Annotated in this window: 11 protein-coding genes; 5 read left to right on the forward strand and 6 right to left on the reverse strand. The window is 54.0% G+C overall.

Going from position 1 to position 12015, the window contains the following annotated elements; translation table 11 throughout:
- Window positions 1–5 precede the first annotated feature (5 nt).
- Window positions 6–1922: a molecular chaperone DnaK gene (dnaK, locus tag ABLV75_RS16850; protein ID WP_004108401.1), complete on the reverse strand. Its 1917-nt coding sequence runs from the start codon at window positions 1920–1922 to the stop codon at window positions 6–8.
- 385 nt (window positions 1923–2307) lie between these two features.
- On the opposite strand from dnaK, the gene ABLV75_RS16855 reads away from it, so the two are divergent.
- The 3 genes from ABLV75_RS16855 (at window position 2308) to satP (ending at window position 4146) form a co-directional block, all read left to right on the forward strand.
- Entirely contained in the window at window positions 2308–2712 is a 405-nt protein-coding gene (locus ABLV75_RS16855) for a DUF2541 family protein (protein ID WP_004108403.1), read from the forward strand.
- Between the two features lie 28 nt (window positions 2713–2740).
- Entirely contained in the window at window positions 2741–3490 is a 750-nt protein-coding gene (gene msyB / locus ABLV75_RS16860) for an acidic protein MsyB (protein WP_004108405.1), read from the forward strand.
- 89 nt (window positions 3491–3579) lie between these two features.
- A complete protein-coding gene (gene satP, locus ABLV75_RS16865) occupies window positions 3580–4146 on the forward strand; it encodes an acetate uptake transporter (RefSeq protein ID WP_004108407.1) in 567 nt (188 codons plus the stop codon).
- 47 nt (window positions 4147–4193) lie between these two features.
- Here the strand turns inward: satP and ABLV75_RS16870 are convergent, their stop codons facing one another.
- From ABLV75_RS16870 to tal, 3 genes are all read right to left on the reverse strand, one after another.
- Window positions 4194–5504 (reverse strand): MFS transporter, encoded by a 1311-nt coding sequence (locus ABLV75_RS16870; protein ID WP_004108409.1) that lies wholly within the window; start codon window positions 5502–5504, stop codon window positions 4194–4196.
- Between the two features lie 120 nt (window positions 5505–5624).
- A complete protein-coding gene (gene mog / locus ABLV75_RS16875) occupies window positions 5625–6212 on the reverse strand; it encodes a molybdopterin adenylyltransferase (RefSeq protein ID WP_004108410.1) in 588 nt (195 codons plus the stop codon).
- A 99-nt stretch (window positions 6213–6311) separates the two neighbouring features.
- The gene (tal, locus tag ABLV75_RS16880; RefSeq protein ID WP_004108412.1) at window positions 6312–7265 is read right to left on the reverse strand and encodes a transaldolase; all 954 of its coding nucleotides are present in this window, start codon (window positions 7263–7265) and stop codon (window positions 6312–6314) included.
- Between the two features lie 203 nt (window positions 7266–7468).
- Here tal and ABLV75_RS16885 point away from each other — a divergent pair, with 203 nt between their 5' ends.
- Together ABLV75_RS16885 and yaaA are read left to right on the forward strand one after the other, a co-directional pair.
- Window positions 7469–8899 carry a sodium:alanine symporter family protein gene (locus ABLV75_RS16885; RefSeq protein WP_004108414.1) on the forward strand — a complete coding sequence of 477 codons (1431 nt, stop codon included), beginning with the start codon at window positions 7469–7471 and terminating at the stop codon, window positions 8897–8899.
- 77 nt (window positions 8900–8976) lie between these two features.
- Complete coding sequence (gene yaaA / locus ABLV75_RS16890) at window positions 8977–9750, forward strand: peroxide stress protein YaaA (RefSeq protein WP_004108416.1); 774 nt, start codon at window positions 8977–8979, stop codon at window positions 9748–9750.
- Between the two features lie 51 nt (window positions 9751–9801).
- Here yaaA and thrC read toward each other — a convergent pair whose 3' ends face one another.
- Together thrC and thrB are read right to left on the reverse strand one after the other, a co-directional pair.
- On the reverse strand, window positions 9802–11082 hold the full coding sequence (thrC, locus tag ABLV75_RS16895) for a threonine synthase (RefSeq protein WP_004108418.1): 1281 nt from the start codon (window positions 11080–11082) through the stop codon (window positions 9802–9804).
- A gap of 3 nt (window positions 11083–11085) precedes the next feature.
- A complete protein-coding gene (gene thrB / locus ABLV75_RS16900; RefSeq protein WP_004108420.1) occupies window positions 11086–12015 on the reverse strand; it encodes a homoserine kinase in 930 nt (309 codons plus the stop codon).

Consider the following 12015-nt stretch of genomic DNA (forward strand, 5'->3'; position numbering starts at 1 on the left):
GGCGATTATTTTTTGTCTTTCACTTCTTCGAACTCAGCGTCAACAACATCGTCGTCCTTCGCGTTGCTCTCGGAAGCGTCAGCGCCGCCAGCCTGCTGCTGGGCGTGCTGCTGCTGAGCGATTTCCATCAGCTTCTGGGAAGCCTGGGCCAGCGCCTGCATTTTCGCTTCAATATCGGCTTTATCTTCACCTTTCAGGGAAGTTTCCAGCGCGGTCAATGCAGACTCGATAGCGGTTTTATCGTCAGCCGGCAGTTTATCGCCCGCTTCTTCAACCTGCTTACGGGTGCTGTGCAGCAGATGGTCACCCTGGTTACGGGTCTGAACCAGTTCTTCAAACTTACGGTCAGATTCCGCGTTAGCTTCTGCTTCACGAACCATTTTCTGGATCTCTTCTTCGTTCAGGCCAGAAGAGGCTTTGATGGTGATCTTCTGCTCTTTACCGCTGTTTTTGTCTTTCGCGGAAACGTGCAGGATACCGTCGGCGTCAATATCGAAGGTGACTTCGATCTGCGGCATGCCGCGCGGCGCCGGGTTAATCCCATCCAGGTTGAACTGACCCAGAGATTTGTTATCAGATGCGCGTTTACGCTCACCCTGCAGCACATGGATGGTTACCGCAGACTGGTTGTCTTCCGCAGTAGAGAACACCTGGCTGTGCTTAGTCGGGATAGTGGTGTTCTTGTTGATCAGCGCAGTCATCACGCCGCCCATGGTTTCGATACCCAGAGAAAGCGGGGTAACGTCCAGCAGCAGTACGTCTTTTACTTCACCGGTCAGAACACCGCCCTGGACAGCTGCGCCAATGGCCACGGCTTCGTCCGGGTTAACGTCTTTACGCGGCTCTTTACCAAAGAACTCAGCAACTTTCTTCTGCACCATTGGCATACGAGTCTGGCCGCCAACGAGAATAACGTCGTTGATGTCAGACACGGACAGGCCAGCATCCTGCAGAGCAACTTTCAGCGGCTCGATGGAACGGTTAACCAGATCTTCTACCAGGCTTTCCAGTTTCGCACGGGTCACTTTAATGTTCATGTGTTTCGGACCGGTGGCATCTGCGGTGATGTACGGCAGATTCACGTCGGTCTGCTGAGCAGAAGAGAGTTCAATCTTCGCTTTCTCAGCGGCTTCTTTCAGGCGCTGCATCGCCAGCGGGTCGTTACGCAGGTCGATGCCCTGATCTTTCTTAAACTCGTCAACGAGGTAGTTGATCAGACGGGTGTCGAAGTCTTCGCCGCCCAGGTGGGTATCACCGTTGGTCGCCAGAACTTCGAAGGTTTTTTCACCGTCAACTTCGTCGATTTCGATAATGGAGATATCGAAAGTACCACCACCAAGGTCGTATACCGCAATAGTACGGTTGCCGACTTCTTTATCCAGACCGTAAGCCAGCGCAGCGGCTGTCGGTTCGTTGATGATACGTTTGACTTCCAGACCTGCGATACGGCCGGCGTCTTTGGTTGCCTGACGCTGAGCATCGTTGAAGTAAGCTGGTACGGTGATTACCGCTTCAGTTACCGGTTCGCCCAGGTAATCTTCAGCCGTTTTCTTCATTTTCTTCAGCACTTCAGCAGAGATCTGCGGCGGTGCGGTTTTGGTGCCTTTCACATCAAGCCATGCGTCGCCGTTATCTGCGGCCACGATTTTGTACGGCATGATAGAAACGTCACGCTGGACTTCTTCGTCCTGGAAGCGGCGGCCAATCAGGCGTTTAATCGCAAACAGGGTGTTTTGCGGGTTTGTCACTGCCTGACGTTTAGCCGGCTGACCAACCAGAGTTTCACCATCCTGGGTATAGGCAATGATAGAAGGCGTGGTGCGATCGCCTTCGGCGTTCTCCAGCACGCGTGCAGTAGTGCCATCCATAATCGCTACACAAGAGTTGGTAGTACCCAGGTCGATACCAATAATTTTACCCATCTAAACGTCTCCACTAAAAATTCAGTCAACATGTGGTTGTGAACCTGTAATAAGGGCGAAACGTGCGGTTTCAACTACCCAGACATCATTTTTTTTCAGGTTCATTCACTGCGGTTGACTACAAGATGGGGTCACCCGCGACTTCATCAAGGGGGGGATACAAAAAATTTTTACTCTGACCGCGTCGCCGGGTACATCCCGACAGCCGAAAACGCGCGAAATGCCGCGCTAAAAACGCCCATTACATAATTTAAAATTATAATTAAACCTAAATACATTCACACCGTAATTGACATAATCCGCAATCATTACGTGCTAAATACAATAAAGTTCCAGTGATAAAATGCGTCGTCCTAATAACCCATCTAATAATCAGGAAATCCTCATGAAATCACTGATTCATATATCAGCAGGATTATTTTTGAGCGCAACGTTAGTCGCGTCGGCGTCCGCTAACGATCATAAAATTTTAGGGGTTGTCGCCATGCCGCGAAATGAGACTAACGATCTCACCCTGAAGCTACCGATATGCAGGGTAATTAAGCGTATCCAGCTGACTGCCGATCGCGGCGATGTCCAGCTGTCCGGCGCAACGGTGTACTTCAAAGTCAGCAACAGCGCCAGCCAAAGCCTCAGCGTCCCGTCAACGATAAAAGAAGGGGAAACGACCGGCTGGATTAATATTAATAGCGACAACGACAACAAACGCTGCGTTAAAAAAATCGCTTTTTCTGGTCACACCATTAACTCTTCCGATATGGCCTCGCTAAAAATTATCGGCGACGATTAATATTCCGGTTCACATTATCAAAACGCTTATGAAGATTAATTATCTGGATGATGAAGACCTCTCTTTTCTGCATCGCTGTAGCGAAGAGCATCTGGAAACATTCACTCGAATTCTGACTCACAATGAGAATGGAAAACCCCGGCTTTCAAGTACGCTATTGCGTAATGAAACCTTTCAGGCGATGGAAGGACACCCTGAGCGCTATCGCCGCAACTGGCAGCTCATTGCCGGGGAACTCCAGCACTTTGGCGGTGATAGCATCGCCAACACGCTGCGTCGTCATGGCAAGTTCTATCGCGAAATTTTGCTGGACGTCTGCAAGAGACTAAAAATCAAAACCGATAAACAAGCCTCTACCCCGGAAATAGAACAACATCTCCTGGAACACTTTCTGGAGCATAGCTGGAAAAAGATGGATGAGCGGCAAAAAGCCGACTTCTTCAGTGCCGTTGAGTGTCGTGTCAAAGAGCAGAAAGAGCTGCTTCCCCATCTGCTTCAGACAAATAAGTTAGCGCAGGGAGTCTCGCATCTTCTTGAAACCCGACTGACGAAGATCCTCCGCACCCACGCCGCGGTGAGCGTCATCGGCCATGGGCTGGTACGCGGAGCAGGGCTTGGCGGACCGCTCGGCGCCGCGTTTAATGGGGTAAAAGCCGTGAGCGGCAGCGCATATCGGGTGACCATTCCAGCCGTGTTGCATATTGCCTGTTTAAGGCAAATGACCAGACTTCATCAGGGAAAAAATGAAATTGGCGAAAAATACCCCGCCAGATCATAGACAGTATCGTAACGCCTAATTATTATGCCGCGCCCCGACGCAGAGACGGCGGGGAATGCTTCCCTTTCTAATCATTATTTTGAGGAATTATGGGCAACACTAAGTTGGCTAATCCGGCACCGCTGGGCCTTATGGGCTTCGGCATGACCACTATTCTGCTTAACCTGGCAAATAGCGGCCTGTTCGCGTTTGATGTAGCTATCCTGGCGATGGGCATTTTTTATGGCGGCATTGCGCAGATTTTTGCCGGCCTGCTGGAATTTAAAAAAGGCAACACTTTTGGCTTAACCGCATTTACGTCTTACGGCGCTTTTTGGCTGACGCTGGTTGCCATTCTTCTGATGCCGAAAATGGGCCTTGCTGAAGCGCCTGATGCACACTTCCTCGGTATCTACCTTGGACTGTGGGGCGTTTTCACCCTGTTCATGTTCTTTGGCACTCTGAAAGCCGCACGTATGCTGCAGTTTGTTTTCCTCAGCCTGACCGTGTTGTTCGCTCTGCTGGCGATTGGCCACCTGGCTGATAACGAAGGCATTGTGAAGATCGCTGGCTGGGTGGGTCTGGTCTGCGGCGGCAGCGCCATCTATCTGGCGATGGGTGAAGTGCTGAACGAGCAGTTTGGCCGCACCGTTCTGCCAATCGGCGAAAAGCATTAATTCATTGTCGCCGCTCGTTCACGAGCGGCGACATGAGTCACCTTGATTTAAGGCAGACGCTGCAGTTCAGCTTTCGGCGCTGCAACCTGCTGATCCAGTCCCTGACGCAGCCAGATCCCCAACCCCAATCCCATAAACGACAGTGCCAGCACGTACCACGCGGGCGCCATCGGCGAAACGCCCATCAGCATGGTCACCGCAATCGGCGTCAGGCCGCCAAAGATGGCGTAAGAGACGTTATAAGAGAACGAAATACCGGTAAATCGGACCTCCGCCGGGAACGCGCGCACCATCACATACGGAACCGCCCCGACCACGCCAACGCATAACCCCACCGTACCGTAGAGCAGGAACAGGCGCTGCGGGCTATCACCGGAAAGATGATAGAAAGCCCAGCTTGCCGCAGCGAGGAATAAGCTGCCGACAATAAACGTGCGGCTGGCGCCAAAACGATCGGCGGCCAGGCCTGCCAGCAGGCAGCCGATACAGAGCATGATGGTAGCGATGCTGTTCGCCTGCAGGGTGATGGCGGGAGCAAAGCCGTAGTGTTTTTGTAGCCAGACCGGAGACATGAGGATCACCACCACCACGCCTGCGGATAACAGCCACGTCAGCAGCATTGAGACCACAACCGCCTTCTGATGCTTCAGCGCGACGGCTTTAACCGGCAGCTCCTGCGCTAATGCCTTACGCTGCTGCATTTCGAGGAAAATCGGCGTCTCCTGAAGCCAACGGCGCAGATACATGGCGACGAGGCCAAATGCGCCGCCTAACAGGAACGGGATACGCCAGCCGCCATCGTGGATACCCTGAGGGGTGAGGTGCGTATTAATCAGCGTCGCGACAACCGAACCAAGTAAAATACCCACCGTCAGACCGGCAGTCAGCGTACCGCAGGCGATACCTATTCTTTTTTCCGGTACATGCTCGGCAACGAAGACCCAGGCGCCGGGAACTTCACCGCCAATCGCTGCGCCCTGAAGAATGCGCATCAGCAACAGCAAAATCGGCGCCACGATGCCCATCGATGCGTAGGTAGGCAGTAGACCAATCGCCAGCGTAGGCAGCGCCATCAGTAGAATGCTCAAAGTAAACATTTTCTTACGCCCAACCAGATCGCCAAAGTGGGCCATAATGATGCCGCCAAGAGGACGCGCTAAATAGCCTGCCGCAAAAATGCCGAAGGTTTGTACCTGTCGCAGCCACTCAGGAATATCCGCCGGGAAAAACAGCTCGCCGACAACGGCGGCAAAGAAAACAAAGATGATGAAATCATAAAACTCCAGCGCGCCGCCAAGCGCGGCAAGCGTCAGGGTTTTATAATCCTGTCGGTTCAGGGGTCGGGTATAGTGTGACATAACGAGCAATCATCCAGAGGTGTGAAGAGATTCTACGCAGTGTGTAAAGTAAAAAACACTATATCGTAAATAAAACAACACACCACTGATGTTGCAGGTTATTTCAGGAATGCATTAAATTCAGGATAATGTTTCACGTCTCGCGCTTTTAGGGCGAAAAGCTGCTACAACATTGCCGTTTGTTTCGACATATGGCCCCTCAAGCAACTGTACACAATACGGTACACTTGCAAAAACTCCGTGCACCAGCACGTTACCCTCAGCATCTTTTACGCCTTCCAGGGTTTCTTCAATCGCTTTCGGCTGCCCGGGCAGGTTAAGGATCAGCGCCTGCTTGCGAATAACGCCAACCTGGCGAGAAAGAATGGCCGTCGGCACAAAGTGCAGGCTCACCTGGCGCATTTGCTCGCCAAAGCCTGGCATCACCCGATCGGCAATCGCCAGCGTCGCATCCGGGGTCACGTCACGGCGAGCCGGGCCCGTGCCACCGGTAGTCAGGACCAGATGACAGCCCATTTCATCAACCAGTTCGCACAGCGTTTGCTCGATAATAACCTGTTCATCCGGGATCAAGCGGGTTTGCAATTCGAAAGGCGTGGATAGCGCACGGGCCAGCCACTCTTCAAGCGCCGGGATGCCTTTATCCTGATAGACGCCGCTGGAGGCGCGATCGGAGATGGAAACTAAGCCGATTCGTAAGGTGTTCATGATTATTCCGTTCAAACAGTATTAATAGCCAGAATAATACACCGAGGGGAGCAAGGCAGACAGTTTAATGTGGCCGACGGGCGTCGGCCACATGGGGGATTACAGCAGATCGCCGATCATTTTTTCCAGTTTTTCCTGGTCGATCGCAAACTTACGGATACCTTCCGCCAGTTTGTCTACCGCCATCGGATCCTGATTGTGCTGCCACAGGAATTCGGATTCGGTGATGCGAGCCGGACGGGCTTTCACTTCGCCGCTGAAAGACAGTTTACGCTCAACCGCGCCTTCGCTTTCAGCCAGCTCTTTCAGCAGGGCCGGAGCGATGGTCAGGCGATCGCAGCCGGCCAGTTCCAGGATCTCACCAAGGTTACGGAAGCTTGCGCCCATAACCACAGTTTCGTAGCCGTGCTGTTTGTAGTATTCGTAGATTTCGCTCACAGACACCACGCCCGGATCTTCTGCCGGCGCGTATTCTTTCTTATCGGTGTTCGCTTTGTACCAGTCGAGGATACGGCCCACAAACGGAGAAATCAGGAATACGCCCGCTTCCGCACAAGCACGCGCCTGAGCGAAGGAGAACAGCAGAGTCAGGTTACAGTTGATGCCTTCTTTTTCCAGCTGCTCAGCGGCGCGAATGCCCTGCCAGGTAGAAGCCAGTTTGATCAGAATGCGATCGTTACTGATGCCGGCATCGTTATACAGCTTGATTAGGCGCTTAGCTTTGGCGATAGATGCATCGGTGTCATAGGACAGACGAGCATCAACTTCGGTGGAAATACGGCCAGGGATCAGCTTAAGGATTTCGAGACCAATGTTCACCGCCAGCTTATCGGAAGCATCGATAATCTGCTGCGCGCGATCGCTACTCTGGCCGCGAGCCCAGGCAACAGCGTCATCAATCAGCTTACGGTACTCAGGGATCTGAGCCGCGCCGAGAATCAAAGAAGGGTTAGTCGTGGCGTCCTGAGGCTGATACAGCTTCATTGCCGCGATATCTCCGGTATCAGCTACGACAGTGGTGTACTGACGCAGAGAAGTCAATTTATCCGTCATGATAGTGTTTCTCTTAAACAGCAGTTAAGGGGATGTAACCGGTCTGCCAAGATGATAACACGCTGCCGGGGCAGCGCAACCGCCTACAATGCATGAGCGCAGAGTGTGATAAACTGGGCCAATTAATTACCTGAACACTAAAGGATTGTCACTGGATTGGTAGCGCTTACACTCGCGCGCCGATATGGGCAAGAGGATGCTTGATGCCTGATTTTCTGTCGTTTATCAATGAAATACTTTGGGGCTCGGTAATGATCTACCTGTTACTGGGCGCTGGCGTCTGGTTTACCTGGCGAACAAAATATATTCAGTTCCGTTATATCCGCCAGTTCAGCAAAAGTCTGAAAAAGAGCCTTCAGCCGCAGCCCGGCGGCTTAACGTCTTTTCAGGCGCTGTGCATGAGCCTGGCGGCGCGCGTGGGCAGCGGCAATATGGCTGGGGTTGCGCTGGCCATTGCCGCTGGCGGCCCGGGCGCCGTTTTTTGGATGTGGATCTCGGCGCTGCTCGGCATGGCCAGCAGCTTCGCCGAATGCTCTCTGGCGCAGCTTTATAAAGAGCGCGACTCTCGCGGCCACTTTCGCGGCGGTCCGGCCTGGTATATGGCCCGGGGGCTCGGCATGCGCTGGATGGGCGTGCTGTTCTCTATTCTTCTCCTGCTGGCCTACGGTGTTATTTTTAACACCGTCCAGGCCAACTCCGTTGCCCATGCCATGGAGTATGCGTTTCGTTTACCTGATGTCATCACCGGCGGCGTGCTTGCGGCCCTGACCCTACTGGTCATCATTCGCGGTATTCGCGGCGTAGCGCGGTTGATGCAGTGGCTCGTGCCGGCTATGGCTTTGCTGTGGGTGATGGCCAGCCTGGTCATTGGCTTGTGGCATATCAGCGCCCTGCCGACGATTTTTGAAATTATTTTCCGCTGCGCTTTCGGTTGGCAGGAGGCCGCTGCAGGCGCGGTGGGCTATACCATCAGCCAGGCGCTCACCAGCGGCTTTCAGCGCGGGATGTTCTCCAATGAAGCGGGTATGGGTTCGACGCCAAATTCTGCCGCCGCCGCTGCCTCCTGGCCACCTCATCCCGCAGCGCAGGGGATCGTACAAATGATCGGCGTCTTTATTGATACCATCGTCATCTGTACCGCCAGCGCCGTGATCATTATGCTGGCGCCAAGAGACGGCAATGAAGGGGTGGCAAACGGTATTCAGGCTATCCAGCATTCGATGAACAATCTTGTCGGCGACTGGGGTGCCAGCTTTGTCGCTTGTATCGTGCTGCTGTTCGCCTTCAGTTCGATCGTCGCAAACTATATCTATGCCGAGAATAACCTCATCTTTCTGCGCATGGATAGCCTCCGCAACATCTGGCTGCTGCGTCTGCTGACGCTGTGCATGGTCATCACCGGAGCGGTAGTCAGCCTGCCGGTAGTCTGGCAGATGGCGGATATTATCATGGCGCTGATGGCGATAACTAACCTGACGGCTATCCTGCTGCTGTCGCCGACGGTGCGCATCATTGCCAGCGATTACCTGCGGCAGCGCAAGCTGGGCCAGCGGCCGGAATTTGACGTCACCCGCTACCCTGAAATCCATCAACAGCTGGTACCGGGAACCTGGGATAACCTGCCGCGCGAATAGCGCGGCAATCGCAGCTATCGATCCTCTCTTGAGGTTTTTTTGCTAAAGTCGTCAAAAATTTCCCGTAAGGACTGGATATGCTCATTCTGATTTCACCTGCCAAAACGCTTGATTATCAAAGTCCGCTGGCAACGACGCGTTATACTCAGCCAGAGCTGCTGGAACACTCTCAGGAGCTTATCGGCATTGCCCGCCAGCTGTCGGCACCACAGATTGCTAAACTGATGGGCATCAGCGACAAGCTGGCCGATCTGAACGCGACCCGCTTCCACGACTGGCAGCCAGACTTCACCCCGGACAATGCCCGTCAGGCGATCCTGGCGTTTAAGGGCGATGTCTATACCGGCCTGCAGGCAGAGACCTTTAGCGAAGCTGATTTCGATTTTGCCCAGCAGCATCTGCGGATGCTTTCCGGCCTGTATGGCGTTCTGCGCCCGCTGGATCTGATGCAGCCGTATCGCCTGGAAATGGGTATTAAGCTTGAGAATGCGAGGGGTAAAGACCTGTATCACTATTGGGGAGACGTCATCACCGATAAGCTGAATCAGGCACTGAAAGCCCAGGGCGACGATATCGTGGTCAACCTTGCCTCTGATGAATACTTCAGGTCGGTGAAAGCCAAACGGCTTGAGGGCCAGCTGATTAAGCCGGTATTCCTTGATGAGAAAAACGGCAAGTTTAAAGTGATCAGCTTCTACGCTAAAAAAGCGCGCGGCTTGATGAGTCGTTATATCATTGAGAATCGCTTAACGAAGCCTGAGCAGTTGACCCGCTTTGATAGTGAAGGCTATTTCTTTGACGCCGAGGCTTCGGATAACGGAGAACTGGTCTTTAAACGCCACGAGCAGTAAAAACACGCTCCCCTGCTGCAGATAATGCAGGAGGGGAGCGCTGAATCAGGCTTAACCCATCATCAGCTTACGCAGCGCGGCAAAATCAGCCGGCAGATCATGCGACAGCAGCGGCAAATCGGCACGATCGGCCAGCTCTTTCGGCAGCGGCAGCGTCTCCTGCAGAATCTCTTCCACGCTCTCTTTAAATTTCGCCGGATGCGCCGTGCCGAGGAACAGGCCATATTCGCCAGGCTGCAGCTGGTCGCGTAGCGCGCGATAGGCAATCGCCGCATGCGGTTCAGAGGTATAGCCGATGGCTTTCAGCTCACGCATGGTCTTTTTGGTGGTTTCATCATCCACCGCCGCGTAGCCCAGCTCGTTCAGACGCCAGATTTTACGACGGAACAGCTCTTCCACACGCGGCCAGTTGTTCGGCTGGCTGACGTCCATCGCGTTAGACAGCGTGGCCTGAGTCGCTTTTGGCGACCAGTTACCGTCCTGCAGGAAGCGCGGTACGGTATCATTGGCGTTAGTCGCCGCGATAAAACGCTTGATCGGCAGCCCCAGAGATTTAGCCAGCAGACCGGCGGTCAGATCGCCAAAGTTACCGCTGGGTACCGAGATAACCAGCTGATTACGGGCTTCCTGAGGCAGCTGAGCAACGGCTTCAAAGTAGTAGCAAATCTGCGCCAGCAGGCGGCTGATATTGATTGAGTTAGCCGAGTTAAGACCCAGCGCGGCTTTCAGCTCTTCATCATCAAATGCCTGCTTAACCAGCGCCTGGCAGGCATCAAAGTCACCGTCGATTGCTACGGTTTCAATGTTGCCGCCCAGGGTGCAGAACAGCTTTTCCTGCAGCGGGCTGATTTTGCCGCGCGGATAGAGAATGACGACTTTGACGTTTGGCAGACCATAGAACGCATGCGCAACCGCCGCGCCGGTATCACCCGAGGTGGCCGTCAGAATAGTGACCGGTTTGTCGCCTGCGATATGGGTCAGCATTTGCGCCATAAAGCGGCCGCCGAAGTCTTTAAACGCCAGAGTCGGACCGTGAAACAGTTCGAGGCAGCCGACGTCGTCCTGCACTTTACTTACCGGTGCCGGGAAGGTAAAGGCGGCGCCGATACGTTCTTGCAGAACCTCCTGCGGGATCTCGTCGCCGATAAATGCCGACAAAATTTTTGCGCTACGCGACACGAAGTCCTGCTGCAGCATTTCGTCGATTTCAGTCAGGCTGAATTCCGGCAGATCGTGCGGGAAGAACAGCCCCTGATGCTTGCCAAGCCCCTGCGTAACGGCCTGCGCAAAGCTGACCTGTTCGTTATGATCTTTTAAGTTATAGAGTTTCATTGGTTATCCCACTACTCGAGCGCCCGCCGTGTCCAGCCGGCAAATATGAACGAAGCCTTCCTTATTTTGCAGATAGTGCGTAGCCAGCCAGTCGGCGACGCGCTGCGCGGTTTCCGGTTTATCGCATAATGCAAACAACGTTGGACCGGAACCGGATATGCCGCACGCCTGCGCGCCAATTTCCATTGCTGCCTGACGCGCTTCGCTGAAGCCCGGCAGTAGTTTGGTACGATACGGTTCGGCAATGACATCTTTCATCAACTTCGCCGCCAGCTGAGGCTGACGGCTATAGCAGGCGTGAATAAAGCCCGCCAGATGGCGACCGTGGGCAATACAGTCCTGACGGCGATACTGCGCCGGGAGAATGGCCCGCGCTTCCGCAGTTGAGACTTTAATCCCCGGATAGGCCAGCACCCACAGCCATTCATCAAATGCCGGTATCTGCTGGCTGATGATGCCATTTTCCTCAAGCATCAGCTGAATCCCGCCCAGATAGCAAGGGGCGACGTTATCATAGTGAATGCTGCCGGAAATCCGCCCTTCCATCTCGCCCATCAGCGCCAGCATTCGGCTCTCATTGAGCGGCTTACCGCAGAATTCATTCATCGCCACCAACGCGGCAACCACGGAACAGGCGCTGGAGCCCAGGCCGGAACCAATCGGCATGTTTTTTTCCAGCGTCATCGCCACCGGTACCTGTTTGCCAATCTCCTGGCAAAAACGCTCCCAGCATTGATAGACGATATTCTCCTGCGCAGCCGTCGGCAGTTTACTGGCGAAGCGACCCACGTTTTGCAGGCTAAAGCTCGCCGCCGCTTCAACCGAGACGTTGTCCCCCAGCAGCGTGCCGTTGACCGGCGTTACCGCCGCGCCCAGCACGTCAAACCCGACGCTCATGTTGGCACTGGAAGCCGGGGCATATACTTTGACCAT

The sequence above is a fragment of the Klebsiella sp. CN_Kp066 genome (assembly GCF_040065135.1).
In the GTDB taxonomy this organism is placed as follows: domain Bacteria; phylum Pseudomonadota; class Gammaproteobacteria; order Enterobacterales; family Enterobacteriaceae; genus Klebsiella; species Klebsiella oxytoca.